Here is an 18,825-nt window from a genome sequence, read left to right on the forward strand (position 1 = left end):
TCAGCTCCGATTAGTCTTTCTGATGGGAAATCAATTTTCCTTTTTCATCAAATACCATCACACCCGGTACTCTGGAATAATTCCCTTCCCCCTCTGATTTATAGCGGGTCGCAAGTATATTGGGAGAACGGTATTCAAACTTAAAATAGCCATCAGCAGGATTAGCTATAATCAGATTGCCCACGCTGTCGATAAGACCTTCTTTCACATTGAAATAACGATCGCCAAGGTTAGATCCGAAAAGTGGCGCTTGTTTATACTTAGACAGGTTTTTTCCTTCCTGCTCAGAAATCATGGGGAAATGTGTCATATCAAGCTGCCGTAACACATGCAGAAGCATTAACCGATCCACCGGTGTTCCTGAATCCTTCGGCACCAAGAATTGCAATATGAGCCCATTTCCAACATGAGCGTCATATTCATAGCCAGCAAACGCGCTATCACCATAAATAAAGATGTCATCCACCTGTTTACCTTCAGGAACAATTTCTTTAGTTTCAGCCATAAGCTCAGGGATTGACTGGGGAGAGACCTGAAAATAAATGTTATATTGAATGACTTCTGACGGGAATTTTATCCGTATGCGTTGCATTCCCCGATCGATAAAACGCTCGGGCTTTTCCAGATTCTTATTTATTTCTTTCCATATTTGCTGATGCGTTTCTGCGATATTAAATTCATCCGCGATCTTTACACCATACTTCGCTTCCAACGCCTGCGGAGATAATGCCAGATCGTACATCGACAACCTCTGCTCACCACGGTAACGTTCATCCATCGTGCGCAGTACAGCAAACGCTTTAGCTAACGCTACGATATCTTCGGCATTCGCTAACCCGATAAAATAGCGTTGTTTAGCCTCATCATATTGAAAATAGACGGCTTCTAATGTGCCTTGCTGATTATCGTATGCCGCGCCGTTTTCTGATTGGAACAACACGCCCTTTTGCCCTTCCAGCCACGATGCGAGATTAAAATCCGCTTTCGCCGCGCTAACAGTAAACAGGTCAAAGTCAGTTTTATTCTGCTTATCCCGATAGGAATAGATTTGTGTATCTGTATTTTCCCTATCGATCAGCAGACGCCCCATCCGACGAACATAGGTCCCGAATGTCCACAAATCCAGCTTGTCGTACATCTTAAACGGCAACTTAATCGTAAAGTCGTCTTCAGGATAAAAGGGAACTCCGGGGAAATCGTCCATCGGCGCGCGGTTAAATGCCTCCTTCTCTTCAAGAAGCTGCGCCTGATAGGCTTTTTTGCTGTCTTCAAAACGTTGCTTAATCTTGAGTAAATCGGGTGACTGTTCTTCCGTCTTTTTCAAGACCATAGTGATTTCACAGAAATAAAATGCACAGGCAGCGCTTTTATCCGATACAAACTCAACCTTATTCTTTCCATTAATTTTTAGTGTGTTCCACGCACCGTTTACCCGTACTCGGTTCTCTTTTATATCCTCTATATGTTCACCATCTACGCTGTAGTAACTCACCTGAGTCGGTGTCAGATTGAAGTAGATGTCATTTTTAATACCCTTAAGGCCTTGCGTGATATGTTCTTGCAGATCATCTCTGTTTTTATTGGCTTCAGGATTTTTACTGTTATCAAACACAACGCGAATATCCTCAACCAGATATTTCCCCTCGCGAAGCTTTTCTTCTCCATTACAGCCTGACAACCATAAGGCCACCATGATAATACTCAGGTATTTCTTCATCACCTCATCCCTGTAAAATTAAAAAGCCCCTGAATGCTACAGCACGCAGAGGCGAGTAATACATCAGTAAGCTGATGTTATCAAAAAATTTATTATAATTCAGGCACTGACGGCTAGGGTTTCAGCCATTGTTCCAGAAAGCTAAAAACTTCTTCCTGCTGTTCCTGATAGAAAACATGCCCTAACTCAGGCCAGATCTTGGTTTGCAACTTGTTGTCCGCCCGTTGGGATTGCCACACTTCATGCATTTTGGCATAAGCATCTTCGACCGATTTCGTCGGGAACAGTTTGTCTTTGCCGCCGTTAAATAACAGCATCGGTTTTGGCGCGGCGACACTCGCCACATCGGGGAAATCAAAGCGTGTCGATAGCCCTGGATGCAGCATATAGAATGCCGACTGGCCTCTGAGCACGTTATTGCCCGGCGTCATCAGGCCGTCGTATGTGCCAATCCAGGACACCGCCGCCGTTGCCGCGACCTTGTCGGACAGCGCGGCGAGCTGCCAGGCACGATAGGCTCCCATCGAAAAGCCAACGACGCCAATACGTTGTTTATCAACCTGCTCAAGCGATGCCAGAAAATCCGTCGCCCGCATATCTTCGTAGGCCATCAGACCGGCGAGCGAGCGCCCAAGATTAAAGAAATTACTCGCTAGCGCCTGCTGCTGCTCATATTTGATCGGCCCACGCGATCCCCATCCTAGCGCATCCACCGCCAGTACCACATAGCCCCGCTTCGCCAGTTCATCTCCCACAAAACGACCGGTGAAGAACTTATCGGCCCACGCCTGTGCAGAAGCGAGTTGTTCGTCATTGCCCCACGGCTTGATCATCTTCTCTTTGCCGATATCAAACTTGGCACCGTGGTCATGCAGCAAGATCACCGCCGGATGTGGTCCCGCGCTTTTTGGCGTCAGGAGCAGTGCATCTACACGACTTTCATCGGTGAGGTTGAAGGCAACTTTCTCTGCCGTGTAGCTACCGCGATCCTGTTTTTCAATCGCCTGCGGCGCAAAGTCTTTGGTGGAGTCTGGCGTCAAGAGCAGCGAACGCAGCGTTTTTCTCGACTGGGATTGCCACTGGCTAAAATCCGTAAAGTTTCCCGATAGCCAGGAATCCGAGTAAGTCATCTGCTGCTTAAGCTGCGGGTAAAATGAAGGCAGCCCTTCATCCGTCACCGCCTGTTCCGCCGCTATTTGAGAGTGAGGGTTCATATCGTTCGCCATCAGTGAAGGGCTGGCCAGCAACGCCGCCAGTAACCAGACAGAGGAGCGTAAGGTATTCAGATTCATCGTAACCTCAAAAATAAAACATCGTTTCTTTTTTGAGACTTGATTGTAATTGACGCAGCTAAAAATAAACGGACGGAAGGCGCATTCTGCGAAGCCGCAGGCAAAAAAAATCCAGCACCTGTAAAGGTGCTGGATTGAATTCACGCTATGCGAACCTGAAAGAACTTACTTCTTCTTCGCTTTCGGATTCGGCAGGTCAGTGATGCTACCTTCAAAGATTTCAGCAGCCAGACCAACAGACTCATGCAGCGTTGGGTGCGCATGGATGGTCAGTGCGATATCTTCTGCATCACAACCCATTTCGATCGCCAGACCGATTTCACCTAACAGTTCACCACCGTTAGTCCCGACAATCGCACCACCGATAACACGGTGAGTTTCTTTGTCGAAAATCAGTTTGGTCATACCGTCAGCGCAGTCAGACGCGATAGCACGGCCAGATGCCGCCCACGGGAAGGTCGCGGTTTCGTAGCTGATGCCTTTCTCTTTGGCTTCTTTCTCGGTCAGACCAACCCATGCCACTTCTGGTTCAGTGTAAGCGATGGAAGGGATTACTTTCGGATCGAAGTAGTGTTTCTTACCGGAGATCACTTCAGCAGCAACGTGGCCTTCATGCACACCTTTGTGCGCCAGCATCGGCTGACCGACGATATCGCCGATAGCGTAGATGTGCGGTACGTTGGTACGCATTTGTTTATCCACATGGATAAAGCCGCGATCGTCAACTTCCACGCCCGCTTTGCCTGCATCCAGGTTTTTACCGTTCGGTACACGACCAATAGCAACCAGAACTGCATCGTAACGCTGTGGTTCCGCAGGCGCTTTTTTGCCTTCCATCGTCACATAGATGCCGTCTTCTTTGGCTTCTACTGCCGTCACTTTCGTTTCCAGCATCAGATTGAACTGCTTGCTGATACGTTTGGTGAAGACTTTGACAACGTCTTTGTCAGCGGCTGGAATCACCTGATCGAACATTTCAACAACGTCGATCTGTGAACCCAGAGCATGGTAAACGGTACCCATTTCCAGACCGATAATACCGCCACCCATCACCAACAGACGTCCTGGGACGTTTTTCAGCTCCAGCGCATCAGTAGAATCCCATACACGCGGGTCATTATGAGGAATGAAAGGCAGTTGAATCGGACGTGAACCCGCAGCAATAATCGCGTTATCGAAGCTGATCGTCGTTTTGCCGTTTTCACCTTCAACTTCCAGTGTGTTAGCACCGGTGAATTTACCCAGACCGTTAACCACTTTAACTTTACGGCCTTTTGCCATACCCGCCAGACCACCGGTCAGTTGGGTGATAACTTTTTCTTTCCACAGACGGATTTTATCAATGTCGGTTTTAGGTTCACCGAACACGATACCGTGTTCCGCCAGTGCTTTGGCTTCTTCAATGACTTTAGCAACGTGCAACAGGGCTTTGGAAGGAATACAACCAACATTCAGACACACCCCACCCAACGTGGAGTAGCGCTCTACCAGTACGGTTTCCAGGCCCAAATCCGCCGCACGAAATGCAGCAGAGTAACCCGCGGGGCCGGCACCAAGTACCACTACCTGAGCTTTAATTTCAGTACTCATCATGACCTCTTAATTGTTTTCCGGCGGGTCTGTGACGTCACACCCGTCATCATTCTGATTGAGGGTGCATTTTTAATAACGCCCTCTTCCACCGGGACGTGTCTTTGCCGCTGTAGTTTACAAAATCGTTAACAATTTTGAAACAACAAGCGACTAACGATTTGTCCTTGATCACTGACAGCTATAACAAATAACAGCTTATCAGAAAAAAGCCGGCCGTCAGGCCGGCTTTTCGATTACATCACCAGACGGCGGATGTCAGACAACGTGTTGTTAATGATGGTAATGAAGCGAGCCCCATCAGCACCGTCAATGACACGGTGGTCGAAGGACAGAGACATCGGCATCATCAGACGCGGCGTGAACTCTTTACCATTCCAGACCGGTTCCATCGCAGACTTAGACACACCAAGAATAGCGACTTCCGGCGCGTTGACGATCGGCGCAAAGTGCGTAGTCCCGATGCCGCCCAGGCTGGAGATCGTGAAGCATCCGCCCTGCATTTCGCCTGCGGTCAGCTTACCATCACGGGCTTTCTTGGAGATCGCCATCAGTTCGCGAGACAGCTCAGTGATGCTCTTCTTGTTCACGTCTTTAAAGACCGGAACCACCAGACCATTCGGGGTATCAACCGCAACACCGATGTTGATGTATTTCTTCAACGTCAGACGTTGCGCGTCTTCAGACAGGGAACTGTTGAAGCGTGGCATCTGCTCAAGCGCAGCGGCAACGGCTTTCATGATGAAGACAACTGGGGTGAATTTCACATCCAGTCTGCGCTTCTCAGCTTCCACGTTCTGCTGTTTACGGAACGCTTCCAGATCGGTGATGTCAGTCTTATCAAAGTGCGTAACGTGCGGGATCATCACCCAGTTACGGCTCAGGTTAGCACCAGAGATTTTCTGAATGCGGCCCAATTCCACTTCTTCCACTTCACCAAACTTGCTGAAATCGACTTTCGGCCATGGCAGCATGCCTGGCAGACCGCCGCCAGCAGCAGCTACTGGTGCAGACTCAGCGCGTTTCACGGCATCTTTCACGTAAGCCTGAACGTCTTCGCGCAGGATACGGCCTTTACGACCAGAACCCTTCACTTTCGCCAGATTCACACCGAATTCACGAGCCAGACGACGGATAACCGGCGTCGCGTGAACGTAAGCGTCATTCTCTGCAAAATCGCTCTTACCTTCCGCTTTCGCTGCCGGTGCAGCAGCAGGTTTTGCCGCCGGAGCTGGTGCAGCAGCCGCTTCTTGCTTGGCAGCCGGAGCCGCAGCAGGCGCAGCGCCTTCTACTTCGAAGACCATAATCAGTGAGCCGGTTTTAACTTTGTCACCAGTGCTGATTTTGATTTCTTTAACCGTACCCGCGAACGGCGCCGGGACTTCCATCGAAGCCTTGTCGCCTTCAACGGTGATCAGTGATTGCTCAGCCGCGATTTTATCGCCGACTTTAACCATCACTTCAGTCACTTCAACTTCGTCGCCGCCGATATCCGGTACGTTAACTTCTTTCGCCGCAGAGGCCGCTGGTGCAGCAGCAGGTGCCGCTTCAGCTTTCGCTGCTGAGGCTGCTGGCGCACTGCCGGCAACTTCGAAGACCATGATCAGAGAACCGGTAGAGACTTTATCGCCGGTGCTGATTTTGATCTCTTTAACCGTACCGGCGAAAGGTGCCGGGACTTCCATAGAAGCTTTGTCGCCTTCTACGGTGATCAGAGATTGTTCAGCAGCAACGGTGTCGCCGACTTTAACCAGCACTTCGGTCACTTCAACTTCGTCACCGCCGATATCCGGTACGTTGACTTCTTTCGCCGCGGAGGCCGCAGGTGCAGCAGCAGGAGCCGCTTCTTTCTTCTCTTCTGCCTTGGCAGGTGCAGCGTCAACTGCACCGTCGGCGGAATCGAAAATCATGATCAGTTTGCCAGTTTCAACTTTGTCACCGACAGAGACTTTGATCTCTTTAATGACACCAGCCTGCGGAGAAGGGACTTCCATAGAAGCCTTATCACCTTCAACCGTGATCAGCGACTGTTCAGCTTCAACTTTGTCGCCCACCTTCACCAGCACTTCGGTGACTTCAACTTCATCTGCACCGATGTCCGGTACGTTGATTTCGATAGCCATGTAATCTTTACCTCTTATGCCAGACGCGGGTTAACTTTATCTGCATCGATGTTGAATTTAGTGATGGCATCAGCAACCACTTTCTTATCGATTTCACCGCGTTTAGCCAGTTCACCCAGAGCCGCAACCACGACGTAAGACGCATCCACTTCGAAGTGGTGACGCAGGTTCTCACGGCTGTCAGAACGACCGAAACCGTCAGTACCCAGTACGCGGTAATCGCTAGCTGGGATGAAGTTACGGATTTGCTCAGCAAACAGCTTCATGTAGTCAGTAGATGCAACCGCTGGCGCATCGCTCAGTACCTGAGCCACGTAAGGTACGCGCGGCGTTTCGGTCGGATGCAGCATGTTCCAACGCTCACAATCCTGACCTTCACGTGCCAGTTCAGTGAAGGACGTTACGCTGAATACGTCAGAACCGATGCCGTAGTCTTTCGCCAGAATCTGAGCCGCTTCACGCACATGACGCAGGATAGAACCAGAGCCCAACAGTTGAACTTTACCTTTGCTACCTTCAACCGTTTCCAGCTTGTAGATACCCTTACGGATACCTTCTTCCGCACCCTGCGGCATCGCAGGCATGTGGTAGTTTTCGTTCAGCGTGGTGATGTAGTAGTAAATGTTTTCTTGTGCTTCACCGTACATACGGTTCAGACCGTCATGCATGATGACAGCCACTTCATAAGCGTAGGACGGATCGTAAGAAATACAGTTCGGGATAGTCAGAGACTGAATATGGCTATGGCCATCTTCGTGTTGCAGACCTTCGCCGTTCAGCGTAGTACGGCCAGAAGTACCACCGACCAGGAAGCCACGCGCCTGTTGGTCACCCGCTGCCCAGCACAGATCGCCAATACGTTGGAAACCGAACATGGAGTAGTAGATGTAGAACGGGATCATCGGCAGATCGTTGGTGCTGTAAGACGTTGCCGCCGCCAGCCAGGAAGAACCTGCGCCCAGTTCGTTGATCCCTTCTTGCAGGATCTGACCTTTTTCGTCTTCTTTATAGTAAGCAACCTGCTCACGGTCCTGCGGGGTGTACTGCTGGCCGTTCGGGCTGTAAATACCAATCTGACGGAACAGACCTTCCATACCGAAGGTACGCGCTTCGTCGGCGATGATCGGAACCAGACGATCTTTGATAGACGGGTTCTTCAGCATCACGTTCAGAGCACGAACGAAAGCGATCGTGGTAGAAATTTCTTTATTCTGCTCTTCCAGCAGCGTGCGGAAATCTTCCAGCGTTGGCAGTTCCAGCTTTTCGCTGAACTTAGGCTGACGGGTTGGCAGGTAGCCTTCCAGTGCCTGACGACGCTCATGCAGGTATTTGTACTCTGCGGAATCTTTATCAAAGGTGATGTACGGCAGTTTCTCGATATTTTCATCGCTAACTGGCACGTTGAAACGATCGCGGAAGTAACGCACGCCGTCCATGTTAATTTTCTTAACCTGGTGAGCGATGTTTTTACCTTCAGCCGCGTCGCCCATACCATAACCTTTAATGGTATGCGCCAGGATAACGGTTGGTTTGCCCTTGGTTTCCTGTGCTTTTTTCAGTGCAGCGTAGACTTTCTTCGGATCGTGACCACCACGGTTCAGTGCCCAAATTTGATCGTCGGTCCAATCTTTAACCAGTGCAGCCGTCTCCGGATATTTACCGAAGAAGTGCTCACGCACATAGGCACCGTTTTTGGATTTGAACGTCTGGTAGTCGCCGTCAACGGTTTCGTTCATCAGTTGGATCAGTTTACCGCTGGTATCTTTACGCAGCAGTTCGTCCCAACGTCCGCCCCAGATAACCTTGATAACATCCCAGCCAGCACCGCTGAAGATGCCTTCCAGTTCGTTAATGATCTTGCCATTACCGGTTACTGGGCCATCCAGACGTTGCAGGTTACAGTTGATAACGAAGACCAGGTTGTCCAGTTTTTCACGGGTCGCGATGGTGATCGCACCTTTGGATTCTGGTTCGTCCATTTCACCGTCGCCCAGGAAGGCATAAACGGTTTGCTTAGAGGTATCTTTCAGGCCACGGTGTTCCAGATATTTCAGGAACTTAGCCTGGTAGATCGAGCCAATCGGGCCCAGACCCATAGAAACGGTCGGGAACTGCCAGAATTCCGGCATCAGTTTAGGATGCGGATAAGAAGACAGACCGTTACCGTGAACTTCCTGACGGAAGTTGTTCATCTGATCTTCAGTCAGACGGCCTTCAAGGAAGGCACGAGCGTAAACGCCCGGAGAAATGTGGCCCTGGAAGTAGACCAGGTCGCCGCCGTCCTGCGCATTGCGAGCACGGAAGAAGTGGTTGAAACACACTTCGTAGAATGTGGCGGAAGACTGGAAAGAAGCCATGTGGCCGCCCAGATCCAGATCTTTTTTCGAGGCACGCGACACTGTCATGATCGCGTTCCAGCGAATCGCTGAGCGAATACGGCTTTCCAGATCCAGGTCACCTGGGTATTCCGGTTCGTCTTCCACAGCGATGGTGTTGACGTATTGACGCGCAGCCAGACCAGCAGCAACACTGACGCCGCCTTTACGTGCTTCACTCAGGACCTGATCTATCAGGAACTGAGCGCGCTCAACACCCTCTTCACGGATGACCGATTCGATCGCCTGCAGCCAGTCGCGGGTTTCGATCGGATCCACGTCATTATTTAAACGATCTGACATGGTTATTCCTTATCTTCTCTAATAAGTTGGTTTGTTGGAGCCTGTCTTCCTGCATTCTGGTTCAGGTTTTACCCTAAGCAAAACGCATGAAGACAGGCTCATCGTCGTCATTGTCGCATTCAGAGCACCAAAATACGGGTGCTCAGTCCTTGCGTTGCTGGAGCCGACGCAGCGATCTTTCGCGCCGACTATGTTCCCGGTTAAGATCCAGCAATACTTCCTCAATAAACGCCAGATGGCGGTGTGATGCTTCGCGCGCCTTCTCCGGCTCACGGGCAACAATCGCCTCAAAAATGCTGGCGCGATGAATGCTTACCTGAGCCAGCACTTCACGGCTCAAATAAAGCAATTCAAAATTCTGCCTCACGTTCTGTTCAAGCATCGGCCCCATACAGCGCACCAAATGCAACAAAACCACATTATGCGTGGCTTCTGTTACAGCAACCTGATATTGCATAACGGCTTCTGACTCAGCGTCCAGATCGCCCGCTTCCTTCGCCTTCTCAACTACGGCATGGCAGTCCCGGATACGTTGCAAATCCGACTCAGTGCCACGCAACGCCGCATAGTAGGCAGCAATGCCTTCCAGCGCATGACGCGTTTCCAGAAGATCGAACTGTGATTCGGGATGTGTGCTCAGTAATTCTGCCAGCGGATCGCTGACACTTTGCCATAGATTGGCTTGAACGAAGGTACCACCACCCTGACGGCGCAAAAGTAAACCTTTGGCTTCCAGGCGTTGAATGGCTTCTCTCAGAGAAGGGCGGGAAACATCGAACTGTTTTGCCAGTTCACGCTCCGGTGGGAGCTTCTCGCCGGGGCGCAAGGTTCCCTCAAGGATCAGAAACTCCAACTGCTGTTCAATCACATCTGACAGTTTGGGCTGACGGATCTTGCTGTATGCCATGGTGAATTCTTCTCTGCGAATGGCGCGGAGTCAATTGGTAATACCAATTTCAAAAACGTGACGCTAAAGTAACAAAGTATTCACCTTCTGTCCATAAGGACCTTGAGCTAAATCACCAATCCCACCAGATTTTAACAAATGCATGAGAAACATGCGGCAAAGTGATAGCCCACCTGTGGTATTACCATTAATCCCCCCTGTCTATATTTTAACTTTTTTGAAACGTAAAGCAGGCAGTGCTGAACCGTTTAAATGCACAAATAGTGAATCTTTATTCAAAAAAAAAGGTTTTTTATTCTTGCAAAGATAGCGTGATTACCAGTAGTCCCCTATCAGGGTAAACACTATTTTTACAGCGGGATAAAGCGGCAATAAAAGGGAGTAAGCCCAAAGAGGTATCGCTCATCGGTTTCCCATCACCAAAGGGGTCAATCAAAGAGAGATAAAAATTTTGATGTGGCGATAGTTTTTAATTATCAGACTATAAGAAATCAGTGCAATCTTGCGTACTTACCACTATTCTTTGGCAAACGGTAGAGGCTTTCTTGTTTTAAGAAAATCTATTCCGTAAAAATAAAATTACACAAACGTACAGTCAATGATACGCGGCGTATTTTTTACTTGCACTGGCAGAGGGTTAAATTTGATGGATAATCAACAAGCGGACGGCACGCTAAAGCGTGGTTTGAAAAACCGTCATATTCAGTTGATTGCCTTGGGTGGCGCGGTAGGTACTGGCCTCTTTCTTGGTATTGCGCAAACAATCAAAATGGCTGGGCCATCGGTCCTGTTAGGCTATGCGATTGGCGGACTGATCGCGTTTCTCATTATGCGCCAGTTGGGCGAGATGGTGGTTGAAGAGCCGGTAGCCGGATCGTTCAGCCACTTTGCTTATAAATACTGGGGCGATTTCGCTGGGTTTGCGTCTGGATGGAATTATTGGGTGCTGTATGTTCTGGTCGCCATGGCCGAGCTCAGCGCCGTGGGGATTTACGTCCAGTACTGGTGGCCAGATATTCCGACCTGGGTGTCCGCTGCCGTCTTCTTCCTACTGATTAACGCCATCAATCTGGCAAACGTCAAAGTCTACGGTGAGATGGAGTTCTGGTTTGCCATCATCAAAGTCGCCGCGATTATTGGCATGATCGTCTTCGGCGGCTGGCTGTTGATCAGCGGTACAGGCGGGCCAGAAGCCACCGTGACCAACCTGTGGGCGCAAGGCGGGTTCTTCCCGAATGGCGGGCTCGGTCTGGTCATGGCGATGGCCGTTATCATGTTCTCATTCGGTGGTCTGGAACTGGTCGGGATTACCGCAGCAGAAGCTGATGACCCAGAGAAAAGTATTCCACGCGCAACCAATCAGGTGATCTACCGCATCCTGATTTTCTATATCGGCTCGCTCGCGATCCTGCTGTCACTTTACCCATGGGGGAAAGTGGTAGAAGGCGGTAGTCCGTTCGTGATGATCTTCCATGAACTGAACAGCAACGCCGTGGCGACGGTACTGAACATCGTGGTATTGACCGCAGCATTGTCGGTTTACAACAGTTGTGTTTATTGCAACAGCCGCATGCTGTTCGGGCTAGCGAAACAGGGGAATGGGCCAAAAGCATTGGCAACCGTCGATAGTCGCGGCGTACCCGTTGTCGCAATCGGTATTTCCGCACTGGCGACAGCACTCTGTGTGCTGATCAACTACCTTATTCCCGGTAAAGCATTTGAGCTATTAATGGCGCTGGTCGTATCGGCTCTCGTGATTAACTGGGCGATGATCAGTCTGGCACACCTGAAGTTCCGAGCGCAGAAAGATAAAGAAGGTACGGTGACCAAGTTTAAAGCACTGCTTTATCCGCTGGGTAACTACCTCTGTCTGCTGTTCCTGGCCGGTATACTGGTGATTATGTTCCTGACGCCGAGCATTCAGATTTCCGTCATGCTGATTCCGGTTTGGCTGATTATTCTGGGCGCTGGTTACTTCATCAAAAAGAAAAATCAGGCGGCGTAAGCCTCAGCGTTCACCACATCCTTTTCCATGGCCGACTCTGTCGGCCATTTTCATATTTGCCATGTCCATCACACTTTGCTCCACCCGACCCGTTTGTCCATTTTTGCAACCGATTTCATACGCTCTTTTATCCCTATCGAGAGGAATAATCGTGCTTACACGTTAAGCACAGGAGTCGTATTCATGAAGAACAACGCACTGTCCGTTAAAGAAAAGATCGGCTATGGAATGGGTGACGCAGGATGCAACATGATTGGCGGAGCCATCATGCTATTTCTGAGCTACTTCTACACAGATATCTATGGGCTCTCGCCAGCCTTGGTCGGCACCCTGCTACTTTCCATTCGCGTCATCGATGCCGTCACGGACCCGATTATGGGCGCGATCGCCGATCGCACCCAAAGCCGCTGGGGTCGCTTTCGGCCTTATCTGCTTTGGGTCTGCGTGCCCTACGTGCTGTTCAGCGTCCTCATGTTTACCACGCCGGATTGGAGCTACAACGGCAAGGTCATCTACGCGTTCGTCACCTATTTTCTGATGTCGCTGACGTACACCGCCATCAACATCCCCTACTGCTCACTGGGTGGCGTGATAACCGCCGATCCGCATGAGCGAGTTTCCTGCCAGTCATACCGATTCATCATGGTCGGTATCGCCACGCTCATCCTCTCTTCGACGCTGCTGCCTATGGCTGAGTGGTTCGGCGGCGAGGACAAAGCACGCGGCTACCAAATGTCGATGGGCGTGATGGCGATCATTGCCCTATTCATGTTTCTATTTTGCTTTGCTACCGTTCAGGAGCGAATTAAACCCGCCATCCCCACCAACGACGCGCTGAAAGCGGACCTACGAGACGTCTGGAAAAACGACCAATGGCCGCGCATTCTGCTGTTAACCCTGTGCAACGTCTGTCCTGGATTTATCCGCATGGCGGCCACGATGTACTACGTCACGTGGGTAATGGGAAAGTCCGTCTCATTCGCCAGCCTGTTTATCAGTCTCGGCGTGGTCGGCATGATGTTCGGCAGTGCATTGGCGAAACCCCTGACCGACCGTTTCTGCAAGCTGAAAGTGTTTTTCTGGGTCAACATCGCGCTAGCGATCTTTTCCAGCGCCTTCTATTTCTTCAACCCTCACCTGACCAGCTTTATTCTGGTGATGTACTTCCTGCTGAATGTCCTGCACCAGATTCCGTCCCCGCTCCACTGGTCGCTGATGGCCGATGTGGATGACTATGGCGAGTGGAAAACCGGCAAGCGAATCACTGGGATCAGCTTTTCAGGCAATCTGTTCTTCCTGAAAGTCGGGCTGGCGATTGCTGGGGCGATGGTCGGCTTCCTGCTGTCCTACTATGGTTATGATGCCAATGCTCCAGAGCAAAATGCAGAAGCCATGAACGGTATCATTATGTTGTTCACCCTTATTCCCGGCGTAGGCTATTTGATTACCGCAGGCGTTGTACGTTTGCTGAAGGTCGATCGCCAGCTTATGCAGCAAATACAAATCGATCTGGAAAAACGCCGTAATAACTATCGGGAACTGAGCGAAAGCCGCGACAGTCAATCACCCAACGTCAAAAGAGGAGGAGAGAATGATGAACCCACATCAATGGCCTAACCCACTGATTGAACAACGGGCTGACCCTTTCATTCTTCGCCACACGGATGGACAATATTATTTTATTGCCTCAGTACCTGAATACAATCGGCTCGAAATTCGCCGGGCCAGTTCGCTGGAGGCGCTTGCCCACGCGACCCCAGTGACAATCTGGCGCAAGCATGAACGCGGCCCTTTAAGTACACTGATTTGGGCACCAGAACTGCACGTGATTCATGGCAAATGGTATGTCTATTTCGCCGCTGCGCCGACGGAAGACATCAAAGACGGCTTATTCCAGCACCGTATGTTTGCGCTGGAATGTGCAGACAGCGACCCGCTAAAAGGCAACTGGGTAGAAAGAGGCCGGATTTATACACAATTTGATACCTTCTCGCTGGATGCCACCCACTTTGAACATAAAGGCAAACGCTACTATCTATGGGCGCAAAAAGATCCCGCTATCTCTGGTAATTCGAATCTGTATCTGGCGGAAATGGAAAATCCGTGGACGCTGAAAGGCACGCCGGTCATGTTGAGCAAGCCGGAACTGCCGTGGGAAGTGGTCGGTTTTAAAGTCAACGAAGGGCCCGCTGTCATTAAACACGGAGAACGTCTCTTCATCACCTATTCCGCCAGCGCCACCGATGAAAATTACTGTATCGGCTTACTGTGGGCGAATGCAGACAGCGATCTGTTGAACCCGACAAGCTGGCATAAATCGCAGCAGCCGGTCTTTACCACCAGCCGAGCAAACCGGCAGTTTGGGCCAGGCCATAATAGCTTTACGCAAACAGAAACGGGCGAAGACGTTCTGGTTTACCACGCCCGCAACTACACGGAGATCGAAGGAGACCCGCTGTATGACCCTAATCGCCATACGCGGATTAAAACCTTCACCTGGGATCGTGACGGAATGCCCGTGTTCGGCGAACCGCCCGCTGACAGGCAATAAGCGAGAAACGGGTGCGCTGGGATGCCCAACGGGAAATTAAACCAGCGCACCGTATATCGTCAGGAGCGCGACGACAACCACTAATACCAGCGTCACCTTTTTCGCCAGCGTCACAGCGGCTTTGGGCGTCTCCACAGGCTCAACGTGGGATTCACGCGCGAGAGAAAATTGGGCCAGTTGAGTCAACACCCAATACGGTGAACTGCGAGAATCCCCCAGCGAGGCGAACCAGGCAGGTAGTGCTTTCTCGCCGTGCCCCAGCAAGGCATAAGCCGCACCCGCCAAACGTGCAGGGATCCAATCAAGCCAATGCAACAAACGATCAACACCGGACTGTGCACGTTCCAGCGGCGTGTTATGCCGAGCAAGCCAGGTTTGTCTGGCGCGCAAAAATGCATACCCCACTAGCGCAATCGGCCCGTATGGCCCTGCGGCGACGAACCAAAATAGCGGAGCCAGATAAAACCGGAAATTTATCCATAGCAATGCATTTTGCAGCTCTTTTAACTGCTCGCTTTCACCTGCGCCAACGGGCAAACCGTGAATCAACGCCAATTCCGCCGCCATTTCCCGGCTGGCATCCGCCTCGCCGCGCTGTGCCGCCTGCAAATAGCGCCGATAGTGCTGACGAATCTCACCCGCACCAATACACATCAGGCTGATAACAATCCACAGCAAAAGAGAAATCAGGCCAAACAGAATGCCACTCGTTAGCCACAGCAATCCCGCCACGATACCCATGCTGCATAGCGTCAGGAGCAGCGTTTGAAATAAAGAGGGAGAGGGAACGTGTCGGAATACAACGTCAAGCCGATGATCGATCTGCCAATGCTCCCCCTGCTTGAACAACCGTTCCCATGCCAGCGTAAGCAACAGTGTAAACAGCGTCATTGATCGAGACTCCCTTTGTTTTCTGTCCAGTTTTCTTGTAGCAGACGATGATAGCCATCCCAGTCAAATGCCGCGCCGGGATCGGTTTTGCGGCCCGGAGCGATGTCGCTATGTCCGGTAATTCGCGACAGTGTAATAGGATAATCCCGCATTAATAGGCGTGTAATCGCAACCAGTGAGTGATACTGCGCCATGGTAAAAGGCAGCGTATCCGTACCTTCCAGCTCGATGCCAATAGAGAAATCATTACAGCGGTCACGGCCTTCAAACACCGAAACACCGGCATGCCAGGCGCGCTGGTCGAAAGACACATACTGTGTGGTTTGCCCATCGCGACGAATCAGGCAATGTGCCGCTACACGTAAATGGGAAATATCGGCAAAATAGGGATGCGCAGTGGGATCCAAAGTAGCCGTAAACAGTTGATCAATATACGGACCACCAAACTCACCGGGCGGCAGACTGATATTGTGAATCACCAGCAAGGAAGGCACCTCATCATTCGGGCGGCCATCATAATGCGGTGAAGGCGTGTGGGTAATGTCAGATAACCAGCCATTTTCCAAAAGCATCGGCGATAACCTCGCATCGTATCGTTTGCCGGCTGAATCAGGCGAAAAATCAATTGGAGCCAAAAGTCCTTGTATTCAAGATACCATGTTTCACACCACCCTATCTATCCAACTGGATATCGATAGGTTTTACCGTTCGTTCTGTGAGATTTCCGCCATTTCCTGCCTGTTTTCGACCTCCACATCCTTTTTAGCAAGGTAAAATCCTCAATCCAATTATGTGATTAAAGTCACACTACAAATGTAATGGCGTAATAGAAGGCAATCGTTTTCGTGCATTGCGTCTATTTTTACTTAAAATGCATGACAAAATTATCTTCTGATTTTTTTTGATATTACCAAAACTTATTTTGCGGTCTTACGCATGGCGTAAATAACGTCTAACACTACGGTACTTAACATGAAAAAAACTTTCGCCGCAGGCGCCTTGCTCGCACTGTCATGCTCAATGCCTGCCCTTGCCGACAGCAATAAAGCTGAATACCTCTCCGACTGGTGGCACCAGAGCGTTAACGTCGTCGGCAGCGCCCACACGCGTTTCGGACCACACCTGAACAGCACGACTTACCTGGAATATGAAGCATTTGCGCGTAAAGACTGGTTCGATTTCTACGGCTACGCCGACGCACCTAAGTTTTTCGGTGGCGATCCCGACAGCCGCGGTATTTGGGATAAAGGCTCCCCACTGTTTGTCGAGATCGAGCCACGCTTCTCGATTGATAAACTGACAGGAACGGATCTGAGCTTTGGACCGTTTAAAGAGTGGTACATCGCCAATAATGTTATTTACGATCAGGGTCGCAACAGCGGTTCACGCCAGAGCACGTGGTACATGGGGTTAGGGACCGATATTGATACCGGAACCGATCTGTCGCTCTCACTGAACGGCTATGCCAAATACCAATGGCAGAACTACGGCGCAGCGAACGAAAATGAGTGGGACGGCTATCGTGTAAAAGTGAAATACTCTTACCCACTCGGCTCCCTGATGGGCGGTAACGTCTCGTATATCAGCTTCACCAATTTCGATTTCGGTTCAGAACTGCGTGATAAATCAAATTCAAGCCGCACTAACAACTCCATTGCCTCCAGCCATATTCTGGCACTGGGCTACGACCACTGGCACTACTCGTTTGTCGCTCGTTATTTCCACAACGGCGGCCAATGGGCTGATGGCACAGAACTCAACTTTGGCAAAGGCCCGTTTGAAGTGAAATCCACCGGTTGGGGCTACTACCTGGTCGTCGGTTACAACTTCTAAAATCGCGCTACCTTTCCGACGAATATGAATATTCGTCGGAAAACCAATAACATTAACGCGTTGAATTATAATAAGTATCCATTCTGGATGTCCTGATATAAACAAGGTAGCATAGACCCCCGAATCCCCCTTCGGAGTTTTGTCATGTCAACGCGTCGCTACAGTCAGGAACAACGTCAACAAGCCTTGCTCGCTCGTATTGCACAAGATATCCCCGCCAGCGTGCAACTGGCACTGCGTGAAGATTTAGGTGGCATCGTCGATGCTAATCAAGATATTACCGCTCTGCTGTTACCCGACAACGAGACCGTCAACGCCCGCATTATCACGCGTGAAGCAGGCATATTTTGTGGTACGCGCTGGCTTGAGGAAGTCTTTTCTCAATTGGGCAACACGGCAACGATCGTTTGGCACGTCGCCGATGGTGAGGCCATCACCCCCAATCAAACGCTGTGCGATATAACAGGACCAGCCAAACAGCTCCTGACCGGTGAACGCACGGCGCTGAATTTCCTGCAAACGCTGTCCGGCGTCGCAACCGAGGTCAGCCGCTATGTTGCCGTACTACAAGGAACGCGCACCCGACTGCTGGATACCCGCAAGACGCTGCCAGGTCTGCGAACGGCGCTGAAATATGCCGTATCGTGCGGTGGCGGAGACAACCATCGTCTTGGTCTATCCGATGCCTTCCTGATTAAGGAAAACCATATCATCGCCGCAGGTTCAATCAAAAATGCGGTAGAAAAAGCGCAGGCTTTACGTAACGATGTTCCAGTCGAAGTTGAAGTTGAATCACTGAATGAGTTACAGCAGGCGCTAGAGGCTGGCGCAGATATCATTATGCTGGATAATTTTAGTCTGGATAACATTCGGGAAGCCGTTGGCTTAACACAAGGCCGTGCGCTACTGGAAGTATCCGGTAATGTCACACTCGACACGCTACGTGGCTATGCGGAAACTGGCGTGGACTATATCTCGGTGGGTGCATTAACCAAGCACGTACAGGCACTGGATTTATCCATGCGCTTTATCTAATCACTTCGCTATTTCTATCGACGAGGTGCCATTGCGCACCTCGTTCGCATCTCTAAACCTCATCGCCTCATACACCATCGTCACGACGTAGACCGCCGATCCTGTACAGATGATCTATCCCGGCAGCGTGAAAATTGCGTCTCTGCTCGCAAAAATTTTTCAACGCTCTGTAAATCTCTAAAAACATGTCGTCGCGCTTTCCT

Annotated in this window: 13 protein-coding genes; 5 read left to right on the forward strand and 8 right to left on the reverse strand. The window is 50.5% G+C overall.

Annotated elements, in window-relative coordinates:
* Nucleotides 1–10: 10 nt before the first annotated feature.
* The 6 genes from A7983_RS03770 to pdhR all read right to left on the reverse strand — a co-directional run bounded on the left by A7983_RS03770 (nt 11) and on the right by pdhR (nt 10,307).
* Complete coding sequence (locus A7983_RS03770) at nt 11–1,717, reverse strand: hypothetical protein (protein ID WP_005975155.1); 1,707 nt, start codon at nt 1,715–1,717, stop codon at nt 11–13.
* A 113-nt stretch (nt 1,718–1,830) separates the two neighbouring features.
* Entirely contained in the window at nt 1,831–3,009 is a 1,179-nt protein-coding gene (locus tag A7983_RS03775; RefSeq protein ID WP_005975157.1) for a dienelactone hydrolase family protein, read from the reverse strand.
* Between the two features lie 165 nt (nt 3,010–3,174).
* Nucleotides 3,175–4,599: a dihydrolipoyl dehydrogenase gene (lpdA, locus tag A7983_RS03780; RefSeq protein WP_005975159.1), complete on the reverse strand. Its 1,425-nt coding sequence runs from the start codon at nt 4,597–4,599 to the stop codon at nt 3,175–3,177.
* Nucleotides 4,600–4,835: 236 nt separating this feature from the next.
* Entirely contained in the window at nt 4,836–6,722 is a 1,887-nt protein-coding gene (gene aceF, locus A7983_RS03785) for a pyruvate dehydrogenase complex dihydrolipoyllysine-residue acetyltransferase (protein ID WP_005975162.1), read from the reverse strand.
* A gap of 14 nt (nt 6,723–6,736) precedes the next feature.
* The gene (gene aceE / locus A7983_RS03790; protein WP_005975165.1) at nt 6,737–9,400 is read right to left on the reverse strand and encodes a pyruvate dehydrogenase (acetyl-transferring), homodimeric type; all 2,664 of its coding nucleotides are present in this window, start codon (nt 9,398–9,400) and stop codon (nt 6,737–6,739) included.
* 142 nt (nt 9,401–9,542) lie between these two features.
* A complete protein-coding gene (gene pdhR, locus A7983_RS03795) occupies nt 9,543–10,307 on the reverse strand; it encodes a pyruvate dehydrogenase complex transcriptional repressor PdhR (RefSeq protein ID WP_005975168.1) in 765 nt (254 codons plus the stop codon).
* A 646-nt stretch (nt 10,308–10,953) separates the two neighbouring features.
* Here pdhR and A7983_RS03800 point away from each other — a divergent pair.
* The 3 genes from A7983_RS03800 to A7983_RS03810 all read left to right on the forward strand — a co-directional run bounded on the left by A7983_RS03800 (nt 10,954) and on the right by A7983_RS03810 (nt 14,863).
* Nucleotides 10,954–12,312 carry an amino acid permease gene (locus A7983_RS03800; RefSeq protein ID WP_005975170.1) on the forward strand — a complete coding sequence of 453 codons (1,359 nt, stop codon included), beginning with the start codon at nt 10,954–10,956 and terminating at the stop codon, nt 12,310–12,312.
* 183 nt (nt 12,313–12,495) lie between these two features.
* Nucleotides 12,496–13,929 (forward strand): glycoside-pentoside-hexuronide (GPH):cation symporter, encoded by a 1,434-nt coding sequence (locus A7983_RS03805; RefSeq protein ID WP_005975173.1) that lies wholly within the window; start codon nt 12,496–12,498, stop codon nt 13,927–13,929.
* Complete coding sequence (locus A7983_RS03810) at nt 13,907–14,863, forward strand: glycoside hydrolase family 43 protein (protein ID WP_005975176.1); 957 nt, start codon at nt 13,907–13,909, stop codon at nt 14,861–14,863. Before A7983_RS03805 ends, A7983_RS03810 begins: the two co-directional genes overlap by 23 nt.
* 36 nt (nt 14,864–14,899) lie before the next feature.
* On the opposite strand, the gene ampE is transcribed toward A7983_RS03810, so the two are convergent.
* On the reverse strand, nt 14,900–15,754 hold the full coding sequence (gene ampE, locus A7983_RS03815; RefSeq protein WP_005975179.1) for a beta-lactamase regulator AmpE: 855 nt from the start codon (nt 15,752–15,754) through the stop codon (nt 14,900–14,902).
* Nucleotides 15,751–16,326, reverse strand: a complete 576-nt coding sequence (gene ampD, locus A7983_RS03820; protein ID WP_005975182.1) for a 1,6-anhydro-N-acetylmuramyl-L-alanine amidase AmpD — start codon at nt 16,324–16,326, stop codon at nt 15,751–15,753. Before ampD ends, ampE begins: the two co-directional genes overlap by 4 nt.
* Before the next feature lie 400 nt (nt 16,327–16,726).
* Between ampD and A7983_RS03825 the strand changes: the two genes are divergently transcribed.
* Both A7983_RS03825 and nadC read left to right on the forward strand, forming a co-directional pair.
* Entirely contained in the window at nt 16,727–17,587 is an 861-nt protein-coding gene (locus A7983_RS03825) for a nucleoside-specific channel-forming protein Tsx (protein WP_005975185.1), read from the forward strand.
* A gap of 144 nt (nt 17,588–17,731) precedes the next feature.
* Nucleotides 17,732–18,622, forward strand: coding sequence for a carboxylating nicotinate-nucleotide diphosphorylase (nadC, locus tag A7983_RS03830; protein ID WP_005975188.1), 891 nt, complete (start codon nt 17,732–17,734; stop codon nt 18,620–18,622).
* Nucleotides 18,623–18,825 lie beyond the last annotated feature (203 nt).

The sequence above is a fragment of the Pectobacterium wasabiae CFBP 3304 genome (genome assembly GCF_001742185.1).
GTDB classification, from domain to species: domain Bacteria; phylum Pseudomonadota; class Gammaproteobacteria; order Enterobacterales; family Enterobacteriaceae; genus Pectobacterium; species Pectobacterium wasabiae.

What these genes read in the sequence shown, in the direction of transcription:
- A7983_RS03810 (WP_005975176.1), top strand. Translation starts at nt 13,907, where the DNA reads ATGAACCCACATCAATGGCCTAACCCACTGATTGAACAACGGGCTGAC.
- aceF (WP_005975162.1), bottom strand. Translation starts at nt 6,722, where the DNA reads ATGGCTATCGAAATCAACGTACCGGACATCGGTGCAGATGAAGTTGAA.
- A7983_RS03800 (WP_005975170.1), top strand. Translation starts at nt 10,954, where the DNA reads ATGGATAATCAACAAGCGGACGGCACGCTAAAGCGTGGTTTGAAAAAC.
- A7983_RS03805 (WP_005975173.1), top strand. Translation starts at nt 12,496, where the DNA reads ATGAAGAACAACGCACTGTCCGTTAAAGAAAAGATCGGCTATGGAATG.
- nadC (WP_005975188.1), top strand. Translation starts at nt 17,732, where the DNA reads ATGTCAACGCGTCGCTACAGTCAGGAACAACGTCAACAAGCCTTGCTC.
- A7983_RS03825 (WP_005975185.1), top strand. Translation starts at nt 16,727, where the DNA reads ATGAAAAAAACTTTCGCCGCAGGCGCCTTGCTCGCACTGTCATGCTCA.
- A7983_RS03770 (WP_005975155.1), bottom strand. Translation starts at nt 1,717, where the DNA reads ATGAAGAAATACCTGAGTATTATCATGGTGGCCTTATGGTTGTCAGGC.
- ampD (WP_005975182.1), bottom strand. Translation starts at nt 16,326, where the DNA reads ATGCTTTTGGAAAATGGCTGGTTATCTGACATTACCCACACGCCTTCA.
- A7983_RS03775 (WP_005975157.1), bottom strand. Translation starts at nt 3,009, where the DNA reads ATGAATCTGAATACCTTACGCTCCTCTGTCTGGTTACTGGCGGCGTTG.
- lpdA (WP_005975159.1), bottom strand. Translation starts at nt 4,599, where the DNA reads ATGAGTACTGAAATTAAAGCTCAGGTAGTGGTACTTGGTGCCGGCCCC.
- pdhR (WP_005975168.1), bottom strand. Translation starts at nt 10,307, where the DNA reads ATGGCATACAGCAAGATCCGTCAGCCCAAACTGTCAGATGTGATTGAA.
- aceE (WP_005975165.1), bottom strand. Translation starts at nt 9,400, where the DNA reads ATGTCAGATCGTTTAAATAATGACGTGGATCCGATCGAAACCCGCGAC.
- ampE (WP_005975179.1), bottom strand. Translation starts at nt 15,754, where the DNA reads ATGACGCTGTTTACACTGTTGCTTACGCTGGCATGGGAACGGTTGTTC.